Source organism: Embleya sp. L77 (assembly GCF_055557415.1).
In genome coordinates, this window is the sequence record NZ_CM145709.1 from 5,727,820 (window position 1) to 5,749,624 (window position 21,805).

18 protein-coding genes are annotated in these 21,805 nt (G+C 71.1%); 10 read left to right on the forward strand and 8 right to left on the reverse strand.

Translation table 11 applies throughout. The features are described from left to right. Positions 1-28: 28 nt before the first annotated feature. Positions 29-670, reverse strand: coding sequence for a TetR/AcrR family transcriptional regulator (locus ACZOOI_RS24505; RefSeq protein ID WP_465277838.1), 642 nt, complete (start codon positions 668-670; stop codon positions 29-31). A gap of 129 nt (positions 671-799) precedes the next feature. On the opposite strand from ACZOOI_RS24505, the gene ACZOOI_RS24510 reads away from it, so the two are divergent. Further along, positions 800-1,669 carry an NAD(P)-dependent oxidoreductase gene (locus ACZOOI_RS24510; protein WP_465277839.1) on the forward strand — a complete coding sequence of 290 codons (870 nt, stop codon included), beginning with the start codon at positions 800-802 and terminating at the stop codon, positions 1,667-1,669. A 26-nt stretch (positions 1,670-1,695) separates the two neighbouring features. Here ACZOOI_RS24510 and ACZOOI_RS24515 read toward each other — a convergent pair whose 3' ends face one another. The 7 genes from ACZOOI_RS24515 to ACZOOI_RS24545 form a co-directional block, all read right to left on the reverse strand. Continuing rightward, positions 1,696-2,727, reverse strand: a complete 1,032-nt coding sequence (locus ACZOOI_RS24515) for a lactonase family protein (RefSeq protein ID WP_465277840.1) — start codon at positions 2,725-2,727, stop codon at positions 1,696-1,698. Then, positions 2,727-3,632, reverse strand: coding sequence for a GNAT family N-acetyltransferase (locus ACZOOI_RS24520; protein WP_465277841.1), 906 nt, complete (start codon positions 3,630-3,632; stop codon positions 2,727-2,729). Before ACZOOI_RS24520 ends, ACZOOI_RS24515 begins: the two co-directional genes overlap by 1 nt. A 1-nt stretch (position 3,633) precedes the next feature. Beyond that, the gene (locus tag ACZOOI_RS24525; RefSeq protein ID WP_465277842.1) at positions 3,634-5,823 is read right to left on the reverse strand and encodes a peptidase C14; all 2,190 of its coding nucleotides are present in this window, start codon (positions 5,821-5,823) and stop codon (positions 3,634-3,636) included. 81 nt (positions 5,824-5,904) lie between these two features. Then, the gene (locus ACZOOI_RS24530) at positions 5,905-6,783 is read right to left on the reverse strand and encodes an SDR family NAD(P)-dependent oxidoreductase (protein WP_465277843.1); all 879 of its coding nucleotides are present in this window, start codon (positions 6,781-6,783) and stop codon (positions 5,905-5,907) included. Further along, positions 6,780-7,640 (reverse strand): amidohydrolase family protein, encoded by an 861-nt coding sequence (locus ACZOOI_RS24535; RefSeq protein ID WP_465277844.1) that lies wholly within the window; start codon positions 7,638-7,640, stop codon positions 6,780-6,782. The genes ACZOOI_RS24530 and ACZOOI_RS24535 overlap by 4 nt, the downstream gene beginning before the upstream one ends. Further along, positions 7,637-8,827, reverse strand: coding sequence for a mandelate racemase/muconate lactonizing enzyme family protein (locus tag ACZOOI_RS24540; protein ID WP_465277845.1), 1,191 nt, complete (start codon positions 8,825-8,827; stop codon positions 7,637-7,639). Before ACZOOI_RS24540 ends, ACZOOI_RS24535 begins: the two co-directional genes overlap by 4 nt. Next, the gene (locus tag ACZOOI_RS24545) at positions 8,827-10,200 is read right to left on the reverse strand and encodes an aspartate aminotransferase family protein (RefSeq protein WP_465277846.1); all 1,374 of its coding nucleotides are present in this window, start codon (positions 10,198-10,200) and stop codon (positions 8,827-8,829) included. Before ACZOOI_RS24545 ends, ACZOOI_RS24540 begins: the two co-directional genes overlap by 1 nt. Before the next feature lie 214 nt (positions 10,201-10,414). Between ACZOOI_RS24545 and ACZOOI_RS24550 the strand changes: the two genes are divergently transcribed. The 9 genes from ACZOOI_RS24550 to ACZOOI_RS24590 all read left to right on the forward strand — a co-directional run bounded on the left by ACZOOI_RS24550 (position 10,415) and on the right by ACZOOI_RS24590 (position 21,804). Continuing rightward, positions 10,415-11,248 carry an IclR family transcriptional regulator gene (locus tag ACZOOI_RS24550; RefSeq protein WP_465277847.1) on the forward strand — a complete coding sequence of 278 codons (834 nt, stop codon included), beginning with the start codon at positions 10,415-10,417 and terminating at the stop codon, positions 11,246-11,248. Between the two features lie 730 nt (positions 11,249-11,978). Then, the gene (locus tag ACZOOI_RS24555) at positions 11,979-13,781 is read left to right on the forward strand and encodes a peptidase C14 (RefSeq protein ID WP_465281279.1); all 1,803 of its coding nucleotides are present in this window, start codon (positions 11,979-11,981) and stop codon (positions 13,779-13,781) included. Between the two features lie 83 nt (positions 13,782-13,864). After that, positions 13,865-15,157 carry a Gfo/Idh/MocA family protein gene (locus tag ACZOOI_RS24560; RefSeq protein ID WP_465277848.1) on the forward strand — a complete coding sequence of 431 codons (1,293 nt, stop codon included), beginning with the start codon at positions 13,865-13,867 and terminating at the stop codon, positions 15,155-15,157. Between the two features lie 137 nt (positions 15,158-15,294). Beyond that, entirely contained in the window at positions 15,295-16,554 is a 1,260-nt protein-coding gene (locus tag ACZOOI_RS24565) for an ABC transporter substrate-binding protein (protein WP_465277849.1), read from the forward strand. A 105-nt stretch (positions 16,555-16,659) separates the two neighbouring features. Next, the gene (locus tag ACZOOI_RS24570) at positions 16,660-17,565 is read left to right on the forward strand and encodes a carbohydrate ABC transporter permease (protein ID WP_465277850.1); all 906 of its coding nucleotides are present in this window, start codon (positions 16,660-16,662) and stop codon (positions 17,563-17,565) included. A 2-nt stretch (positions 17,566-17,567) separates the two neighbouring features. After that, positions 17,568-18,527 (forward strand): carbohydrate ABC transporter permease, encoded by a 960-nt coding sequence (locus tag ACZOOI_RS24575; RefSeq protein ID WP_465277851.1) that lies wholly within the window; start codon positions 17,568-17,570, stop codon positions 18,525-18,527. A gap of 9 nt (positions 18,528-18,536) precedes the next feature. Next, positions 18,537-19,598 (forward strand): NAD-dependent epimerase/dehydratase family protein, encoded by a 1,062-nt coding sequence (locus tag ACZOOI_RS24580; RefSeq protein ID WP_465277852.1) that lies wholly within the window; start codon positions 18,537-18,539, stop codon positions 19,596-19,598. 48 nt (positions 19,599-19,646) lie between these two features. Next, positions 19,647-20,759, forward strand: coding sequence for a dihydrodipicolinate synthase family protein (locus ACZOOI_RS24585; protein ID WP_465277853.1), 1,113 nt, complete (start codon positions 19,647-19,649; stop codon positions 20,757-20,759). Next, entirely contained in the window at positions 20,743-21,804 is a 1,062-nt protein-coding gene (locus ACZOOI_RS24590; RefSeq protein ID WP_465277854.1) for a hydroxyacid dehydrogenase, read from the forward strand. The genes ACZOOI_RS24585 and ACZOOI_RS24590 overlap by 17 nt, the downstream gene beginning before the upstream one ends. Position 21,805 lies beyond the last annotated feature (1 nt).

Below are 21,805 nucleotides of genomic sequence, written 5' to 3' on the forward strand. Positions count from 1 at the left end.
CCGCGGGGGGCCCGGCCCTGCCGCGTGCTCAGCCGGCCGGCGCGGTGTTGCGTTCGTACGTGTCGATCAGCCGGGTCAGGTGGATGCCGGCCAACAGCAGCGGTTGCTCGCTCCGGCCGACCTGCGCGGCCAGTTCGGCGCCCTCCAGGGTGCTGATCACGGTCTGGGCGAGCCCTTCGGCGTCCGCCTCGGCGTGGCCGACCTCGACCAGCCTCGCGCGCACCAACTCCCGCCAGTGCGCGAACGCCTCGGCGGCGGCGGCCCGGATGTCGGGCGCGCCGGTCGCGCTGCCGAGCGCGGTGGCGGTGACCGGGCAGCCGTCGGCCCAGTCGGACGCGCGCAGGCCCTCGGCGAGGCTGCGGGTGAGTTCGCGCACGGCCGCGCCCGGGTCCGGCTCGGCGGCCAGCACGGCGCGCAGGATGTCGGCGAACTCGCCGTCCCCGTGCCGGATCGCGGCGACCGCCAGCTCCTGCTTCCCGCCCGGGAAGAAGTGGTACATCGAGCCGAGCGTGGCGCCGGCCTCGGTGGAGATCTGCTTGATCCCGGTGCCGTCGTAGCCCTGCCGCTGCATCAGCCGGGAGGCCGTGCGGACGATGCGTTCGCGGGTGCCGAGCGGGGTGGCCCCGGCGGCCGGGGCCGTCGACTCGCGCTGCTGCGCCTTGGTCTTCACGCGGAGAGTTTATCGGATAGAGCGTTCGCTTCAGGGTGGATAGAGCGTTCGTTCCAGAGCTGTGCTACGTTCTCGGCACCGGATAGAGCGTTCGTTCCAGTCCGGCAGGAATCAATCTCGGGAGTATTCATGGGCGACAAGCAGGCGGTCACGGTCATCGGTCTCGGCCCGATGGGGCAGGCGATGACCCGGGCGTTCCTGGCCGCCGGGCATCCGGTGACGCTGTGGAACCGGACCGCGAGCAAGGCGGATGCGCTGGTGACCGAAGGGGCGGTGCGGGCCGACACGATCGAGGCCGCGCTGGCCGCGAACGAGCTGGTGGTGTTGAGCCTGACCGACTACGACGCGATGTACGCCATCCTGGAGCCGGCCGCGCCCGCACTGGCCGGTCGGGTGCTGGTCAACCTCAGCTCGGACACCCCCGAGCGGGCCCGCGCCGCGGCCGAGTGGGCGGAAGGGCACGGCGCCCGACACCTGACCGGCGGGGTGCAGTCACCGCCGTCGGGCATCGGCTCGCCGGAGATGTCCACGTTCTACAGCGGCCCGGCCGACGTGTTCGAGGCGCATCGGGACACCCTGGCCGTGCTGACCGGGACCGACTACCAGGGCAGCGATCCGGGTCGCGCCGCGCTGCTCTACCAACTCCAGATGGACATCTTTTGGACCTCGATGCTCGGCGCCCTGCACGCCCTCACGGTGGCCCGGGCGAACGGCATCTCGGCCGCGGACTTCCTGCCGCACGCCGCCGCCACGGCCGCTTCGGTGCCGGGCTTCCTCGCCTTCTACACGCCGCGGCTGGACGCGGACGAGCACGGCGGCGACGTGGACAACCTGGACATGGCGGTGGCGAGCATCGAACACGTCGTGCACACCACGCGCGATTCGGGTGTGGACGCGGCGCTGCCGAGCGCGGTGCTGGAGGTGTTCCGGCACGGGGTGCGGACCGGGCACGGAAAGGACAGCTTCACCCGGCTGGGCGAACTCCTGCGCTCGGCCTGACGCGGCCGCGGTCGGGTGCGGGAGGCTCAGACCGTGTCCGCCGGCCCGGGCCCGGGGCGCAGCCTGCGGATCGGCAGCAGGCAGCGTGGGTCGGCGGTGTGCAGGGCCGCGCCGAGGGGGCGCAGGATCCCGGTGCCGGGCGTCCAGCGGAACGCGCCCACCGCGTTCGCGTCGGGCAGGGCCGCGTACAGAACGTCGCCGACGAAGGCCAGGTCCTGCGGGTCGGCACCGCCCGCCGGGAGGTGGGACATCGCGTGCGGGGCGGCCGTGGCCAGCGTGCTGATCGTGCCGGGGCCGCGGTTGGCCGCGTACACGTGCGCGCCGTCGGGGGAGGTGACGATGGCCGAGGGCAGGCCCGGCGTGGTGAGCGGATGGCGGGTCAGATCGGGCAACGCCAGGATCGCCGGGTCGAGTTCGCCGAGCAGCCAACGGCCGCTCAGATGCCGAGGTCCGGTGCCGGTCGGGACGCGGTGGGTCGAGCGCAGCCGTAGTCGGCCCGCACTCAGGTGGTAGGTGAGCAGGACGTCGCCGCCGAGGTCGACGACGGTGATCGTGTCGTGGTCCTCGAACACGACCTGGTGCGGGTGCGCCGCGGATTGCCGCTCCGGATGCGCCTTCGAGCCCGGCCCGGGCAGGGTGACCTGCTCGCTCACGCCCGCGAGCGAGCCGTGCTCGTCGAGACGGTGCACGATCAGGTCGCCGCTGCCGTAGTTGGCGACGACCAGATGCCCGCCGTCGGGGGAGACCGCCAGATGGCACGGGATCGAGCCGCGCGAGGAAGCCTGGTGCCCAAGCCGCGGGTGTCGGCCCGGCTCGATCACGGTGATCGTGCCGTCGAGTGCCTCGTCCACGCCGTAGACCAGGTCCAGGCGCGGATGGGCGGCGGCGTACGCGGTGCGCACCGGGAGCGGCGGGCCGGTCGCCACCAGCGTGCCGGTGTCCGGATCGGCCTTGCACACCACGGTGGTGTCGCCGCCGATCAGGATCGGTGCCCGGCTCGGCGGCACGGGGTGATTCCTCGCCGAGCCGGGCGGCCTGCGGGCGTCCTGACGGGGCATCAGAACGCATCCCCCAGCCAGTGGATCGCACCGGGGGCGGTGACCGTGGCGCGCACTCGCGCCCGGTCGCTCTGGATCGGCCGGGCCAGGCCGAACGTGGTGTGGCCGGTGCTCACCTCGGTCAGCAACGGGCCGATCGCCCGGGTGAGCGCCGCATCGATCGGCACCCGCAGCGTCACCACCGTGCCCGGGCCGCCGAGTTCGCACAGCGCCCGGCGCAACAGCGCGGGCAGTGCGTACGGACGGCCCGGGCCGCAGGCCACCTCGACCACCTCGCCGGTGTCCGGGCGCACCACCACGTAGTCGCCGTCCTCGGTGACCGACACCCGGGCGGGCGCGGCGTACCAGTGCGGGAAGCGGTGCGCCCAGTCGGCCGGCGAACGCACCGTGGTCAGCGGCCGGTTCGCGTTCGAGGCGGCGTGGGTCCGGACCATTCGGGGCAGGTCGGCGGGCTGCGCCGGCCGCACCCGGAGGTCGCCCCACGCGGCTTCGGGACCGGCCACGCCGCGCAGGTACGGCGAGGGGAAGGTCTCCCACCCGGACCCGGTGTACACGCCCGGCGTGCCGCTGAACATCAGCGACCACGCGCAGCCGTACCGGGTCATGTCGTCGATCGCCATCGCGAGCAACCGGCGGATCAGACCTCGGCCGCGCGCCCGGGGCGCACTGGCCACGCTGCCCACACAACCGACCACCGCCACCCCGCCCGCCGCGTCGCGGATCGGCCGGGGCTGCCAGTGCAGGACGGCGAGGATCGTGTCCTCGTCGGCCGCGACCAGGGTGCGTCGATGCCGGTCCGGGTCGTGAGCGTGCAGTGCCGGCAGGCCGGGTGCGTCCGGGAAGGCCACCGCCCACAGGGCGTGCAGCGCCGGATCGTCGGCCGGGGTGGTGGTGCGCAGTTCCATCTCAGATCGCCAGGTTCCCGCCGGCGACGACCCGTGCGCCGGCGGCCGGCAGCGCGGTGCGGGTGACACCGTCCTCGACGCACGTGGTGTGCAGCAGCGACGACGCGCCGGCGAACGCCTCCGGGCGCAGCTCCAATCGGCCGCCGGTGAACCGGGTTCCGGTGGCCACCCAGTGGTTGACTCCGGCATCCAGCCGGGCGTGTGCTCCGTCGGTGCTCGACGCCGCGTCGTGCAACTGCCAGCGGGAGACGCCCGTTCCGGCGGCCCGGGACAGCAGCGCGCCGGCGCCGTTGCCACCGGCCATCCGGGTGCCCGCGCCGATGTGCACGCTCTGGTCGCGGACCGCGGACAGCAGCACGCCGGTGTTGGTCAGTGTGCTCGCGGTCAGCCGCAGCACGGCCGAGCCGACCTCCAGCGGTGCGGCTGTGGGTGAGCCTCCCACGATCGTGCAGCCGTCGAAGTCGACCTCGCCCGATCCGCGCAGGATCGCACCGTCCACACCGGTGAACGTGCAATCCCGAAAGTGCACGGTGTTGGTCACCGGTGTCTGCACCAGCACCTGCTTGGCGGGCAGGTCGAACGTGCAGCCCTCGATGGTGTTCGGCCGGGTGGAGCGGGCCGAGCGTTGCCCGATCGCGAACGTGCGGGCCACACACCCGCGCAGCTGTACGCCGTCCGCGTTCACCTGGAGCGTGCCACCCGGGTCGAACGTCGGGCGGGGGATCACCCGGACGTTCTCCAGGGTCAGGTCGGTGATCTTCGTACCCGCGACGAACCACGAGCAGACGTGGTCGCGCACGGTGATGCGCTTGGCCGAAGTACCCCACAGAACACCGGAGTTGGCGATGTCCATCAGGCCCGAGTTGCCCTCGAAGAGCAGATCGTGTTCGTACTGGCCGTGTGTGGTGAACGGATTGCCGCCCTGATCGTCGCCGTCGCCGTGGCAGTTGACCACGTGACAGTAGGCGGACGCGGTCAGGTCGTTCAGGTGCCGGGCGTTGCTCGACACGCAGTCCTCGACCCGGCCGTACAGGCAGTAGATCTGCTGGGTCAGGTAGCCCGCGCCGCCGTACATCACCGTCGGCGGGTTCTTCAGCGAAGAGCGCGCGGTGTGGAAGTGGGTGCACCAACGGCGCATGATCACCGGCCAGAACGACCCGGTGGCCTCGATCCCGCTCACGTCGCAGCGCACCGCGTATTCGTAGGCGATCGGGTGCGAGCCGGTGTACTCGTCGTCGGCGGGGCCGGCGCCGAGGAACACCATGTTGCGGACGTCGGCGCGCCGGACCGGTTCGATCCGGGTCCAGGTGATGCGGCGTCCGGCGGCCAGTTCCCAGCCGTTGAGGTAGTCCACCCGGATGTGCTTGCCGTCGACGATCTGCGTGATCTCGACCAGCTTCTGCAACTCGCGCTCGTAGGTGCCGCCGCCGGCGATGGGATCGATCTCGACCGTCCACCACTCGCCGACTTCGAACGCGCCCGAGTCGGGTACCGGGAAGGTGTCGGTGAGTTCGATGACCGTTTCGGCCAGCGGGTACTTCACCACGGACTTGGTGACCTTGCCCTTGAAGTACAGGACGGCGCCGAATGGGTTGTCGTGGGTGTTCTTCTCGATGCCGGTGGTGCGGACGGTGTGTCCGCCGAAGTCGAGGACGATGCGGGAGCGGGCGAAGGTGTGCCGTTTGACGAAGAGCAGGTCGGTGTGGGCTTCGATGCGGTGGATGTAGGGGTCGTCGACCATCGCGTCCAGTGCGGCGTCGGCGGGGACCTTGTCGTCCAGGATGCCGAACCGGCGGAAGTCCATCACGCCGTCGTGCACCTGGATCCACCGGCCCTCGCGCTTGGGCGAGCCGAGCGCGAGCACGGTGCCGCCGTTGACCGGCAGGGTCGAACGCGGGTCCCAGCGCACCACCATGCCGCCACCGTCACCCGCCGCGTGATAGCCGGCCACGAGGATCATCGTGCCTGCCGGCAGCTTGCGGGTGTCCAGGTCCAGCAGCGCGGCGATCGTCGGCACACCGCCGGAGAACTCGCGGCGCCCGCCGTCGCGATCGTCGTCGGGCGAGGCCGAGGCGGTACCCGCGGCCGCCGTGCCGGCGAGCAGCAGCCCGCCCAATCCACCCGCGGCCAACAACCGGCGGCGGGACGACGAAGGGGAAGAACCGAGTGAGGACATGGGGGTCCCGCTCACTTTCTCGATCCGTGCACGAAGGGGGGTATGCGGCGCGTGCGGGTCGCCCGCGAAGCGGAGCGGCCCGCACGCGCCGGTGAATCAGAGCGAGTTGCGGTACGGCGGCATGTAGCGCATCCGGGGCATCTGGTCGGCGAGCACACCGCCGTCCACGACGATCCGGGTGCCGGTCACATAGGACGCTGCGGGCGAGGCCAGGAAGACCACGGCGCCCGCGCACTCGTCGGGGGTCGCGTACCGTCCGAGCGGGATGCGCTCGCGGTAGGCGGCCTCGAACGGCTCGCGATCGAGCGGGAATTCGCCGTCGATGGGGGTCTCGACCATGCCCGGGGCCACCGCGTTGACGGTGATCCCGTGCGGCGCCAGTTCGACCGCCAGGCTCTGCACCAGCAGGTCTACGCCCGCCTTGGAGGCGTTGTAGTGGGCCAGACCGGCCTCGGCCACGTGTGCGTTCTTCGAGGTCACCGCGATGATCCGGCCCGGTACGCGGTCCGCGATCATGTGCTCGGCGACCCGTTGGGACAGGAAGAAGACCGCGTCCAGGTTGACCGCGAGCACCCGGCGCCAACTCGCCACCGTGACCTCGTTGAACCGCTCCAGGGCGGCCGTGCCCGCGTTGTTGACCAGGATGTGCAGCGGCCCGATCTCGGCCCGCAACCCGTCCACGTAGCCGGCCAACCCCTCGGTGTCGGCCAGATCGAACGGCCGGATCCGGACGGTTCGGCCGGTGGCCGCGACCAGGGCGCTCGTCTCGGTGAGGTCCACGCCCGGCCGATCGGTGAGCACGACGTCGGCGCCCGCCGCCGCGAGCGCGACCGCGAACGCCCGACCCAGGCCGCCGGCGGCGCCGGTGACCAGGGCAGTGCGATCGGTCAGCGCGAAGACCGCCCCGGGCCCGCCGACCGGCGTCGTGCCGCCGTTCCCGGGCGCCGTGGTGCCGGGCGCCGAGGGGCCGGTCACGACAACCCCAGCAGCGGCAGTGCGTCCCGGAAGATCAGCTCCTCGACCGCGTCCCGATCCAGCGGCGGCAGCCCCGGAATGCCCGGCACCGCGGCCACCGCACGCAGGCCCGCCACCGACGCGTCCACGGTGGTGAACGGGTAGTCGCTGCCGAACAGCAACTTGTGCAGTACGCCGTAGTCCTGGGCCAGCCGCAGGCTGTGCCACAGCTGGAACGGGCGGTAGTGCAGCGCGCTGACGTCTGCGTACAGGTGCGGGTGCTTGCGGATCACCGCGATGCACTCGCCCTCGAACGGGTGGCCCAGATGCGCGAGCACCATCCGCAGTTCCGGATGGCGGATCGCGACCGGGTCCAGCAGCCTGGGCTGGGCGTAGGCGATCGGCGCGGCCGAGACGAACGTGGTCCCGGTGTGCACCAGGATCGGCAGGCCGTTGGCCTCGGCGTAGGCGAACAGCGGGTCGTACTGCGGATCACCCGGGTCGAAGCCCGCGTACATCGGCATCAGCTTGATCCCGCGCAGGCCCAACTCCTGGTGTCCGAACCGCAGTTCGTCCTGCCAGCCGACCTGGGTCGGGTCGATGGACAGATAGCCGATCAGTCGATCCGGTTGGCCGGCCACGTACTCGGCGACCGCCTTGTCCTCCACCCACAGGCCGCTGCGCCGGGCCTTGCCGCCGACCACGACGGTCCGGGTGTCCGCCGGGCTGGAGGCCGCGTAGTCGGCCCAGCGCACGGTCAGGTCGATCTCGCCGTCGTGCGCGCGGGCCGACTCGGCCTTGAACGCGTCGTCGAAGTCGCAGCACTGGCGGAACAGATGCGAGTGCACGTCGACGATGCCCGATCGGTGGGAACTCACGTGCGGTTCCTCTTCTCCCAGCCGTCCGAGAACATGTTCCAGAACCGGTGGGTGGGCGGGTGCTCGGCGAACACGTCGTCGTCCAACTCGACGCCGAAGCCCGGCGCGGTGGGGATCTCCACGTGTCCGTCGGCGGTCACCGGCAACGTGCCGCGTACCGCGTCGAAGACGAACGGCTCCAGCAGCCCGTCGAATGTCTCCAGGATCTTGAAGTTGGTGATCCCGAGCGAGGCGTGCACGGAGACCGTGGTGCACAGCGGCGAGTTGGAGTTGTGCGGGGCGACCATGATGCCGTGCGTGTCGGCGATCGCGGCCAGCTTGCGCACCTCGGTGAGGCCGCCCGCCATGGACAGGTCCGGCTGGATGATGTCCACCGCGTTCGTGGCGAACAGCTGCTTGTACTCGTAGCGGTTGTGGAAGTGCTCGCCGCCGGAGATCGGGAACGGGGCGCGGGCGCGCAGTTCCGCGTAGCGCTCGATGTGCGTCCATGGCATCGGCTCCTCGAACCAGCCGATGTCGAACGGCTCCAGGGCCCGCAGCAGCGCGGACGCGGTGGTCATCGCGAACCTGGCGTGACCCTCGACGAACAGGTCCACGTCCGGCCCGATCGCCTCGCGGACCGCGCCGACCAGCTCGACGGACTGCCGCAGTTCGGCCCGGGAGAGCTCGTGCAGGCCCGCCCCGAACGGGTCGAACTTGAGCGCCGAGTAGCCCTTGGCCACGGTCTCCTTGGCCTTGGCCGCGAACACGTCGGGCTCGCGCTCGCCGTTGTACCAGCCGTTCGCATACACCCGGACCCTGTTCCGGCAGGCGCCGCCGGTGAGGCGGTACACCGGGACGCCGAGCGCCTTGCCCATCAGGTCGTGCATGGCCTGGTCGAAGCCGGACAGCGCGATTCCGCCGATGTCGCCGCCGCGCAGGAAGTCGCCCTGGTAGAGCCGCAGCCACAGCTCCTCGGTGTCGAACGGGTCGGCGCCGATCAGATGCCGGTTCGCCAACGCCTCGGCCAGCGCGGCGGTTTCGGCGACCCGGTATGGGTGGGTGATCTCGCCGACGCCGGACAGGCCCTGGTCGGTGTGTACCCGCACGTAGCCGAAGTCGCGCCACGCGGTGCCCAGGAGCAGCGTCTCGACGTGGGTGATCCGGCCCGCCGGGCCGGTGGGTCGGGTTCGGTCGACGATCAACATCAGCGTGCAGTCCCTTCGATCGCGCCGCCCATCGTGGACGTGCCGGCCAACTCGTCGATTCCGCCGTCCTTGATCGCGTCCCGCACGGCCAGTTCGGTCGCGGCGATCAGGTGGTCGACGTCCGCGTCGGTGTGTGCGTACGAGATGTGGCTGCGCTTGAGGTTGAGCGGCAGCTCGAACACGCCGTGCTCCAGGAGCCGGCGGCGGTAGCCGATGAACAGGCCGGCGTCGTTGGCGAGTAGATCGTCGTAGCTGCGCGGGACGCCGCCGGACATGAAGTAGGTGACGAACACCGAGCCGTAGCCGGTGACCACGGCCGGGATGCCCAGCCGGGTGTACATCTCGGTCAGGCCGGTGCGGACCCGGTCGCCGAGCCGGAACACGTGCTCGTGCACCGGCTCCTCGCGCAGCTTGCGCAGCGTCTCCAGGGCGGCGGCGACCACCCACGGGTGGCCGTTGTAGGTGCCGGCGAAGAACGCGGGGGCGCCGGGGAGGGTGCTGAACTGGTCCATCAGGTCGGCCCGGCCGCCGAGCGCGCCGACCGGGGCGCCGTTGGCGATGGCCTTGCCGAACGTGGTGAGGTCGGGCGTGATGCCGGCGATCTTCTGGTAGCCGCCGAGGTCGTGCCGGAAGCCGGTGATCACCTCGTCGAAGACCAGCACCGAGCCGTGCGCGGTGCACTGTTCGCGCAGCGTGCCGAGGAACTCGGGGTCGGGCAGCAGGCAGCCGACGTTGTGCGGGATCGGCTCCAGGATCACCGCGGCGATGTCCTTGCCGTGCTCGGCGAACGCGGCGCGCACCGCGGCCGGATCGTTGAACGGCAGGACCAGGGTGGCTTCGAGCACCTCGGGCAGGATGCCGGTGGAGATCGGGTCGTGTGCGCCGACCGCCTCGGGCGAGGAGATCACGTTCAGGCTGACCGAGTCGTGCCAACCGTGGTAGCAGCCCTGGAACTTGACGATCAGTCGGCGGCCGGTGACCGCGCGGGCGACCCGCAGCGCGTGGAAGGTGGCCTCGCTGCCGGTGCTGGTGAGCAGCACCTTCTCCACCGAGGGGACCAATTCGACCAGGGTCTCGGCGAGGGTGACCTCGCCCTCGGTGACGGCCACGCCGGTCAGGTCCAGGCGGCTCGCCGCCTCGCTCACCGCGCGCTGCACGTCCGGGTCGTTGTGGCCGAGCAGCGGCGGGCCGAACGCGGAGTGGTAGTCGGTGAAGACGCGACCCTCGGCGTCGGTGAAGGTCGCGCCGCTGGTATCGGTGACGACCAGCTCGGTCAGACCCGGGATCCGGCGCTGACCGCTGTTCACCCCGCCCGGGATGACCCGAAGGGCTCGGGCGGGAAGGGAGTCGGTGGCGGCTGTGCCGACACTCATCGGTGGGCTCCTTGCGTCGTTCGTGACCGTTCGGATCCGTGGCCCTGCCAGGCCGTGGATCGTCGGCGCCATCCGCCTTCGGCACGCGTCGCAGGTGTCGCATTTGCTCTACACCGTGTTTTCTGAACACTGTTCGGCAGGACCGAACAGTTCCAGACTTTACATTTGGATGTACAAACCAGTCAAGAGGTCCGGACCGGTAATGTGTTCTGCTATGTCGAACAGCGTTAACGAGAATGTCGAGGAGTCGAAGTACTGGGTGAAGTCCGTCGCCCGGGCCGCGGACATCCTCGAGGTGCTCTCCACACGTGGTCCGGGGGACGGCATGAGCGTCACCGAGGTCGGTCAGGCCTGCGGGATCTCCAAGAGCGCCACCTTCGGATTGCTCCAGACCCTGCGCGGCTACGGCTTCGTCTCGGACGACGGGGAAGGGATGAATCGGCGCTACCGGCTCGGGATGGGCCTGGCCCGGCTCGGGGATCGGGCCCAGTCGCAGGTGTCCCTGCGCGACGTGGCCCGGCCGGTGCTGGCCGAATTGACCAGGGAGACCGGCATGGCCGCGCGCTTCGCGGTGCCCGAGGGCGGGCTCGCGGTGGTCGTGGACCAGGTCGGCGTAGAGCAGCGGGTGCGGCTGGACCTGCGGATGGGCGTGCGCGAGCTGCCGCACTGCACCGGACTGGGCAAGGCCATCCTGTCCGCGCTGCCGGAGGCCGAGGCGCGCGCCGTGATCGAGCGCTCCGGCCTGCCCCGGCGCACGTCGCACACGATCACCGACACCGCGACCCTGCTCGCGCACCTGCGCGACATCCGGCAGACCGGCTACGCGCTGGACGACGAGGAGGACGCGGACGGGATCTTCTGCATCGGCAGCCCGGTCCGCGACCACCGGGACCTGTGCGTGGGTGCGATCAGCATCACCGGCCTCAAGCTGGACCTGCCCGGCTGGCGGTTCCAGGAGCTGGGCCGCCAGGTCCGGGCCGGCGCGCTGCGGGTCAGCCGCGAGCTGGGCAGCACGGAGAGTGGCGAGGGCGAGGTCGACGCCGGCTGAAAGCCGCCGGTGCGTAATCGGACCGATGGGGTCGAGACGGGACGATCCGCCGCGACCCCATCGTGTTCCTCCGATCACGGATGATGAAAGTCCGCCACGAGGCCTTGACCAGGATCGTCGTGCGGGTCTACGTTCCTTGACTCATCAGGGCCCGCACGTTCGCTGCCACGGATCGTGCCCGGTTTCCGGCCCTGGGGTTGACGGTCCGTCACCGCGCCGAGCACCCCACCCCAAGCCATCCGCCGCGCGTTTCCCACCGGTTGGGAACGCCGCATCGGCACGTGTCACGGGAAGCATCCTCACCCCCCTGCCGCCGAAGGCCGAGGTCCCGATGAGCACGTCCCCCGAAACCTCCACCACCGTTCCGACCCAGGCTCTCGCTCCCGCGTCCTCCCGTCGCCGGCTGCTCGCCGCGGGCGGCCTGGGCGGTCTGCTGCTGGCCGCCGCCACGACGGGCACGGCCGCCGCGTCGCCCGACGACGATCGCGACGGCGGGCGCCGCGAGTTCTCCGGCGGTGTGCCGACGATCGCCGCGCTGTTGGACCTGGACACCCGCAAGTTGGCCCCGAACACCGTCGTCGTGGTCGCCGGCTATCACGCGGCGGGTGACGGTGGCGGCATGGTGGTGCGCTGGGACCCGCGTTCGACCCTGCCGGTCAACGGCGGCACCGTGCTCGCGCTCGGCTCGCCCAAGCGCGAGGGCCGGTGGATCCAGGTGCACGACGGCGTGATGGACTTCCGCCGGTTCGGCATCCTGGACGACAAGGTCCCCGCCGACGCCGCACTGGACGCGATGGTCGACGACCCCTACATCCACCGCATCGAAGCCCACACCGACCTGCTCTTCGTCAAACGGCACACCTTCGCCCGCTCCCGCATCGTCCTCGACTTCGGCGGACACACCGTCCGCACCACCGGCATCGAGAAGAACACCCACGACAACCCATTCGGCGCCGTCCTGTACTTCAAGGGCAAGGTCACCGACACGGTGGTCAAGGCAAGGCTCTCCCAGCCGATGCCCGACCTGGCGGACGTCTTCGAGGTGCCGGACAGCGCCGCCTTCAAGGTCGGTGACTGGTGGGCGGTCACCATCGACCCGGAGCCGGGCAAGGGCAAGTACGAGCAGGAGGTGCAGCGCCTGGTCGAGGTCACCCAGCTCGTCGACGCGACGCACATCCGGGTCGGCTACAAGATCGGCTGGGATCTCTCCGCCGGCCGTACCTTCACCTGGACCCGGATCGAGCCGGTGGACCGCGCGCACGTACGCAACATGGTCTTCCAGGGCATCCAGGACGGCGACCAGTACACCGGTTCGCACCCGATCGCCTACGAGTACACGATCCACTGCGACGTCGAACACGTGGACGCGATCGGCACATTCTGGCCGGTGGTGATGCGCCGCTGGTGCACCCACTACCGCACCCGCGCGTGCACGCTGAAGAACCCGGCCAGCGTCACGTGGGGCGGCGCCGGCTACCTGACCCAGCAGATCTACTGCCTGTACGGGCACGTCGAGGACTGCCACGTCGCGAACAGCCGACACCTCAACGACCTGACCGCCTCCGCCTACTGCTACGTGACCAACTGTCACGGCGACGGCGACGACCAGGGCCCGTTCGTGACGCACGGTCAGTTCGAGCACGACCTCGTCTACACCGGCAACTCGGGTCTGATGACCTTCGCCAACTCCGGTGCGGCGTGGGGTTCGGTGGCCAAGCGCATCACGGTGCGCAAGCACGTGTGCTCGTGGTTCGTGGCCCGGGTCAAGATCACCGATCTGACCCTGGAGGACGTGCAGGTGATCGGCAGGCCGGCGCTCGCCGGGTCCGGGATGTTGTGGGTCAACGCCGACGGCGTGCAGATCCGCGGCTGCACCGCGTCCGGACCACTGGTGGTGTCGCAGGCGTCCAACCGTTCGCAGCGCGCCAACGTGATCGCCGACTCGACGTTCACGCTGGGCAAGGACGCCGAGATCACCCAGGCCAATGTGAGCGGCGAACTGCACCTGCACCGGGTCACCCTCAAGGGCCTGGACAACGCGAGCCTGAAGAACGCCGGTCGGCTCGTGCTCACCGACTGCACGCTCGTGGGCGCGCCGACCGCCGCACCGACCACGGTGACCGGCCCCGCGCTGACCGTCTCCGGCGGCGAACTGCGGGACACCGGGCTGCGGTTCGCGGGCTCCGGCGACCAGAGTGTGGCGCTGTCGCGGACCCGACTCGGCGGCACCAACGCGGCCCGCGCGCTGCTTTCGCGCACCGGCGGCGCCCGCACGGTCTCCTGGCAGCTGGACGGCTGCGTGTCCACCGCGGCCGACCCGGCCACGGCACACGTGCTGATCACCGACGGGCCCAACCGCTACCGCGCGGCGGGCGGCACATTCACCGGCGGTCGGCTCGAACTGACCGGCGCGGCCTTCGGCGGCACCAGCGCGCTGTTGCACAGCGGCTGCGTCGAGGACGGCGTCACCCGCACCGCGCTGCCCGACGAGGGCCCGCGGGTCGCGCACACCGCCGGCAACCAGCTGCTCTGACGCACCGTCACCCTCGGCCCGCAGCCCGCTCGGACGCGCGGCCACCGTCGTATCCGCAACACCCTCGCACCACGGGAAGCACCATGACCGCCCCCAGTTTGACCACGAACCCCGGCCGACCGGCCGGCACCGAGCGACCCGTACGGATCGCGCTCGTCGGTGCGGGCAACCGCGGCCTGACCTACGCCGATTGGATCCACCGGCACCCCGACCGCGCCGAACTGGTCGCGGTGGCCGACCCGCGCGCCTCCGCCCGGACCGCGTCCGGCGCGAGCGTGCAGTTCGAGGACTGGCACGCGCTGCTCGACGAGCGGATCGCGGACGCGGTGATCGTGGCCACCCAGGACCGCGAGCACGTGGAACCGATCCTGGCGCTGGCCGGGGCCGGCTACGCGATCCTCACCGAGAAGCCGATGGCCGCCACCGAAGCGGACTGCCGGCGGATCATCGAGGGGGTCGCCGAGACCGGCGTCCCGTTCGCGGTGTGCCACGTACTGCGCTACACCCCCTACACCGACCTGGTGAAAGGTGTCCTGGACTCCGGCGTGCTCGGCTCGATCGTCAGCCTGGACCTGCTGGAGCCGGTCGGCTGGTGGCACTACGCACACTCGTACGTGCGCGGTCCGTGGAGCCGCGAGGCGGACTCCTCGCCGATGATCCTGGCCAAGTCCTCGCACGACCTGGACTGGATCGGCTACGTCACCGGCGCCCGGATCGAGACCGTGGCCAGCTTCGGCGGTCTCGCGCACTTCAAGCCGGAGAACGCGCCGGCGGGTTCGGCCCGCAACTGCCTGGACTGCGCGGTCGAACCCGACTGCCCGTACTCGGGTCCCAAGCTCTACTTCCCGGCCCTGCGCAAGACCGGCGACGCGTGGCCGATCAACCACGTCACCGACGCCGCGCACGGGCCGCAGGATCGGGCCGAGTTGGTCCGGGCGCTGCGCGAAGGCCCGTACGGGCGCTGTGTCTACCACTGCGACAACGACGTGGTGGACCACCAGGTGGTGGCGATGCAGTTGTCCGGCGGGATCACCGCGACCTTCACGATGACCGCGTTCACCGAGCAGACGCACCGTCAGGTGCGGATCTTCGGCAGTCACGGCTGGCTGCGCGGCGACGGCGAGAAGGTCACCGTGCACACCTTCGCCGACGACAAGGTGGTCACCCACGACGCGGGTGCCTCCGGGTCGAACGCGGCGGACGGGCACGGCGGCGGCGACACCGCGCTGATCGACGCGTTCGTCACCGCACTGGCCACCGGCGACCGGGCCCACATCCGTTCCAACGGTGCCGACTCGCTCGGCAGTCACCTCGCCGCGTTCGCCGTCGAACGCTCCCGCCACGGCGGCAACACCGAGGTCGTACCCGCGAGTTGAGCATCCCCCGAGTCGGCCCGGCCGCTCGCGCCGTCCCGCGATCGCCGCTTGCCGGCGGTGGGCGAGCGGCCGGTCCACCGCCTCGGCCCCTTGAACTGACACCCCGTCAAACCCCGCTGTCAGGAGACCCAACCCTCATGAGAAGAAGCATCCGTCCGCGTACCGTCCGCGCGATCGCCCTCCCGGTGCTCGCCACCGCCCTGACCGTGAGCCTGGCCGCGTGCGGCGGCTCCTCCGGGCCCGGCTCGGGCGGCAAGACGATCACCACGTGGATGTACCCGGTGATCGCCGACGAGGCGAAGAACAAGGAGTACTGGGCCGGCCTCACCGACGCCTTCGCCAAGGCCAACCCGGGCTACAAGGTCAAGGTCGAGACCTACCCGTGGGCCAACCGCGACACCGCGCTGGCCACCGCGATCGCGGCGAACAAGGGCCCGGACGTGGTCTACCTGGTACCCGACCAACTGCCCAAGTACCAGCGCAGCCTGGTGCCCGCGGACGAGTACATGCCGGCCGCCGACAAGGCGGACTACCGCAAGGCCGCGCTGGATTCGGTGAGCGTGGACGGCAAGCCGCTGGCGACCCCGCTGCTGACCAGCGCCAACCCGCTGATCTGCGACAAGCGGGTGTTCGCCGCGATCGGCGAGAGCACCTACCCGAGCACCTGGGACGACCTGCTCAACCTGGCGCCCAGGCTCAAGGAGAAGGGCTTCCAGGCGACCAGCTACAGCGGCGACACCCAGCAGACGCTGAACCTGACCTGGTACCCGATGTTGTGGCAGGCGGGCGGCGACGTGTTCGCCGCCGACGGCAAGTCGGTCGCGTTCAACTCCGAGGCCGGCGTCAAGGCGCTGACCTACCTCAAGACCCTGGTGGACAAGGGCTACACCGACAAGGACCAGGTCACCACCACGCCCAAGCTGGAGCAGACCCCGGTGGCCAAGGGCAAGGTCGCCTGCACGTGGCAGAACACCCCGGCCGACGTGGAGAAGTTCTGGGGCAAGGAGAACACCGTGGTGATGCCGCCGCTCAAGGACGTCAAGTCCGCGGGCTACGGCACGGTCGGCTCGTTCGCGATGCTCAAGGGCGCCAACAAGGACGCCGCGGGCAAGTGGATCTCCTTCGTCGCCAAGCCGGAGAACAGCCTCGCGCTGGTCAAGTCCAACGGTTACTTCCCGGCCCGCACCTCGGCCGCCGACCCCTACCCCGGGGACGCGCTCCAGGCAGCCGTGGCCAAGACGCTCGACGTGATGAGCGCCGGCCCGCTCAAGGAGAAGTCGCGTGACGTGATGGGTGTGCTCGCGCCCGAGATCCAGGCCGCGCTGATCGGCAACAAGAGCCCCAAGAACGCGCTCGACGACGCGGCCAAGGCGGCGAACGCGCTGCTCGCGCGCTGACCCGACCGGGCGGCCCGACCCCGTCCGGGCCGCCCACCCCTCCCGCGCCTTCCCGTGCCAAGCCTTGCCGTCCCACCATCCGCTCTTCAGCCCAAGGAGGTCCCCGTGGCCGCAGTCGCGGAACAACCCCGCAGGCTCCGCCGACGCGGGCCGCACGCCCGCCGCGAGGCCCGAATCGGGCTGCTGTTCGTCCTGCCCGCCTTCGTGCTGTTCGTGCTGTTCCGATTCGGCCCCAGCATCGCCGGCGTGCTGCTCGGCTTCACCGACTACTCGCTGATGGACTCGCCGAAGTTCACCGGCCTGGACAACTTCACCCGCCTGTGGGACGACCCGGTCTTCTGGTCCTCGCTCAAGGTGACCGTGCTCTACACGGTGATCACCGTGCCCGGCACGATCATCGCCGCGCTCGGACTCGCGCTGCTGACCCGGCGCGCGTTCCGCGGTTCGAAGCTGTTCCGCTCGATCTTCTTTCTGCCGGTGGTCACCAGCCTGGTGCTCGCCTCCACCGTGTTCATCTGGATCTTCTCCACCGACGGCCCGTGGTCCACGGTGATGGGTCGGGTCGGCGGACACACCGGATCCTGGCTGGCCGACGACGTGTTCGTGGTGCCCGCACTGGCGATCGTGGGCATCTGGTCGCGCTTCGGCTACGGCATGCTGATCCTGCTGGCCAGTCTGCAGAACGTGCCGCGCGAGTTGGAGGAGGCCGCGCTCACCGACGGCGCCGGCCCCTGGCAGCGCTTTCGCCACATCATCGCGCCGAGCCTGAAGCCCGCGCTGTTCTTCCTCGCCGTGATCGAGACCACCGCCAGTTTCCAGGTCTTCGACGCGGTGTACGTGATGACCGGCGGCGGCCCGGCGAACGCCAGCTACACGCTGGTGTTCCAGCTCTACGACGCCGGCTTCAAGTACTTCGATCTCGGCTACGCGAGCGCGATCGGCCTGGCCCTGTTCGTGCTGACGCTCATCGTGGCGATCATCCAGCGCCTGGTGATCGGGAAGGAGAAGTGACCATGTCCCTCGATACCCACGAGGTCGCCGAGATCACCCCGCCGCCGGTCGTGTCGGCCGCGCGCGAACCCGCGCGCTCGCGCCTGCGGTTGCGCCGGGACCGCTCCGGCGCGGGCCGCGAGCAGGACACCGTGCCGTACGCGCTGCGCGGCACCCGGAGCGGCAAGGCGCTGCGCGGCGTGCTGCTCGGCGTGGTCGCGCTGGCCACGATCTTCCCGTTCTACGCGATGGTCGTGCTGTCCCTGAAGCCGTCCGGCGCGGTCGAGTTCCCGGACAGCCTGCTGCCGTGGAACCTGACCACCAGCGCCTACAGCGACGTCCTCGGTTCGCAGGACGTCCCCCAGTGGCTGATCAACACGCTCATCTACTCGATCGTCGGCGTGCTGGGCACGCTGCTGCTCTCCGCGCTGGCCGGCTACGCGTTCGCCAAGAAGCGTTTCCCCGGCCGCGAGGCGATGTTCTGGTCGTTCCTGTCGATGGTCATGGTCCCGTACCACGTGACGATGATCCCGACGTTCGTCCTGATCGCGAAGATGAACGGCGTCGACACCTACTGGGGTCTGATCCTGCCCTCGCTGGCCAACGCGCAGGCGGTGTTCCTGATGCGACAGTTCATCCAGGGCCTGCCGGACGAGCTGTTCGAGGCGGCCAAGATCGACGGCGCCTCGGAGTTCCAGATCTTCGTCCGGATCGTGCTGCCGCTGATCAAACCGATCATGGCCACCCTGGGCACGTTCGTCTTCCTGTGGCACTGGAACGACTTCCTGTGGCCGTTGATCGTCGGCCAGAGCACCGACATGCGCACGCTGACCGTCGGCATCGCCTCCCTGCAACAACAGAACGTGCCGCTGAACGTGGTCCTGGCGGGCTCCGTGGTCGCGTTCGTCCCCATCTTCATGGCCTACCTCGTGGGCCAGCGCTACGTCACCGAAGGCGTGGCGGCAACCGGAATCAAGGGCTGATCACGCGTCATGAACGTTGTAGCTGTAGCGGATGGTGCTGCCGGCCGACTCGCCTTCCCCGAGGGCGAGGCCGCGCTGGAGGAACTCCTCGCGACCCCTTCGGCGGCGCTGATCGCAGACCTGGCCGGCCTGGACGGCGACCTGGTCGTGCTCGGCGCGGGCGGCAAGATGGGCCCGAGCCTGTGCCGGTTGGCCCGGCGCGCGCTGGACGCGGGCGGGCGCACCGACGTGAGCGTGTACGCGGTCTCGCGCTGGTCGGACCGCACGGCGGCGCGGGCGTTGGAGGCCGACGGTGTGCGGACCGTCGCATTCGACCTGATGGCCGGCGACCCGGCCGACCTGCCGGACGCGGGCAACGTAGTGTTCATGGTCGGCGCCAAATTCGGCTCGGCCGGCGCGCCCGAGCACGCGTGGGCCGTGAACGCCGCGCTGCCGGACCGGATCGCCCGCCGCTACCCGGCCGCGCGGATCGCCGCGTTCTCCACCGGCAACGTGTATCCGCTGGTGGACGCGGGCTCCGGCGGCAGCGTGGAGACCGACCCGGTCGGGCCGGTCGGCGAGTACGCGATGTCCTGCCTGGGCCGCGAACGGGTGTTCACGCACGCCGCGACCACGCGCGGTACCCGGGTCGCGCTGATCCGGCTCAACTACGCGGTCGACCTGCGTTACGGCGTGCTCGCCGACATCGCGGCGGCGGTGCACGCGGGCGAACCGGTGGACGTGACGACGGGTCAGGCCAACGTGGTGTGGCAGGGTTACGCCAACGAGGTCGCGCTGCGCTCGCTCGGGCACGCGGGCACGCCGTTCACGGTGAACCTGACCGGCCCCGAGACCGCGTCCGTACGGCGTCTCGCGGCGATGTTCGGCACCGAGTTCGGCCGGGAGGCGATCGTGACCGGCGCCGAGTCGGGCAGCGCGTTGTTGTCCGACGCGAGTGTGTGCCACGAGTTGTTCGGCTATCCCGAAGTCCCCCTGCGCACGCTCGTGGCCTGGCAGGCGGACTGGATCCGGCGCGGGTATCCGCTGTCCGGCAAGGCCACCAAGTTCCAGGTCCGCGACGGAAAGTTCTGAGGCATCGTGATCAACTCCGCAACGGATTCCCCGGGTTCGGTCGGTTCGATGAACCCGGTCGACCCGGTCGACCCGGTCGACCCGGCCGGTTCGCTCGACCCGACCGGCTCGACCGGCGCGGCGGTTTCCCCGCTCTCGCCGATCGAGCTGCTGCTCGAGGGCACCGTGATCCCCGCACATCCGCTCGCGCTCGACGCCGAGGGCCGGTTCGACGAGCGCCGGCAGCGGGCGCTGACCCGCTACTACCTCGCCTCCGGCGCGGGCGGCCTCGCGGTCGGCGTGCACACCACGCAGTTCGAGATCCGAAAGCCCGAGGTCGGGCTGCTGCGGCCGGTGTTGGAACTGGCCGCCGAGACGGTCGCCCGCGAGGCGGGCCGACCGGTGGTGCGAGTGGCCGGTGCCTGCGGGTACACCGCGCAGGCGGTGGCCGAGGCCGAACTCGCCGCCTCGCTCGGCTACGACGCGGTGCTGCTCAGCCCCGCCGTGCCGGGTGCGGACGAACAGGGCCTGCTGGAGCGGGCGCGCGCCGTCGGCGAGGTGTTGCCGGTGATCGGGTTCTACCTCCAGGACGCGGTGGGCGGCCGGTTCCTCACCCCCGAATTCTGGCGCGCGTTCGCCGACATCCCGAGCGTGGCCGCGATCAAGATCGCCCCCTTCGACCGCTACCGCACCTCGGACGTGCTCGCGGCGGTGGCCGACGCCGACCGGGCCGGCGAGGTCGCGCTGTACACCGGCAACGACGACGCGATCATCACCGACCTGCTGACCCCGTATCGGGCCGGCGACCGGCCGCGCTGGTTCGCCGGCGGGCTGCTCGGCCAGTGGGCGGTGTGGACGTCGACCGCGGTCACGCTGCTCGACCGGGTCCGCCGCGCCCGGGCCGGCGATCACCGCCTGATGGTCGAACTGTTGGGTCAGGCACCGGAGTTGACCGATGCGAACTCGGCGGTCTTCGACGTGCGCGGTGGCTTCCGCGGCTGCATCGCGGGCGTGCACGAAGTGCTGCGCCGGCAGGGGCTGCTGGCCGGGACCTGGTGCCTGGACCCGGCGGAGTCGTTGTCGCCGGGACAGGCCGAGGAGATCGAGCGGGTGGCGAGGGCCTATCCGTGGTTGACCGACGACGCGTTCGTGGCGGAGCACCTCGATGCCTGGCTCGCCTAGTTCGCCGTCGGCCGCCGGTCGGGACGCTCGCGCCGTGGTCGTACTGGCCGTTCCGCCCGGGCTGCGTGCGGAGTTCTTCGGGATGGCGGATCCGGCCGGGCCGGGGGGTGTGGCCGAGCGGCTGCGGGCCGTGGCCGACGTCGTACCGGTGGACGACCCCGCCGACGTCGAAGCGCTGCGGGCGGCCCTGGCCGATGCGGACGTGGTGGTGTCGTCGTGGGGAATGCCGCGGCTGACCGGCGAGTTGCTCGCGGCGGCCCCCCGGGTCGGGCTGCTGGCGCACACCGGTGCGGCGATCACCCCCTACGTGGGCGCGGACGCGTTCGCGCGCGGCGTGCGGGTGACCCAGGCCGGGCAGGGCATGGCCCGCTCGGTGGCCGAGGTCGCCGTGGCCTTCACGCTGGCGCTGTCGCACCGGATCCATCGCTACGACCACGCGTTGCGCGGCGGAGGCGACTGGGCGGCCGCCTCGGTCGCGCCCGCCCGACACGAGGTGCTCGGCGCCCGGATCGGCGTGGTCGGCGCGTCGCGGACCGGGCGGGCGTACATCGAGGTGGTCCGGGCGCTCGGTGCCCGGGTGCAGGTCGCCGATCCCACCCTGAGCGCCGCCGGCGCGGCCGAACTCGGGGTCGAACTCGTCGACTTGGACCGCCTCCTGACGAGCAGCCGGATCGTCGCGCTGCACGCGCCGTCGCTGCCGGCGACGCGGCACCTGATCGGCGCCCGCGAACTGGCCCTGCTCGCGGACGGCGCCGGTCTGGTGAACACCGCGCGCTCGTGGCTGGTCGACGAGCGGGCGCTGCTCGCGGAGTTGGCCACCGGACGCATCGATGCCGCGCTGGACGTGTTCGACCGGGAGCCGCTGCCCGTCGACCACGCGTTCCGGGCGCTGCCGAACGTGCTGCTGACGCCGCATCGGGCCGCCGGTACGGTCGAGTGTCGCCGCCGGCAGGGCGACATCGTCCTGGACGAGGTGGAGCGCTACCTGACCGGCCGCGCGCTCGACCACGAGGTCGGCCCCGGCGCGCTCACCCGGGTCGGCTGAA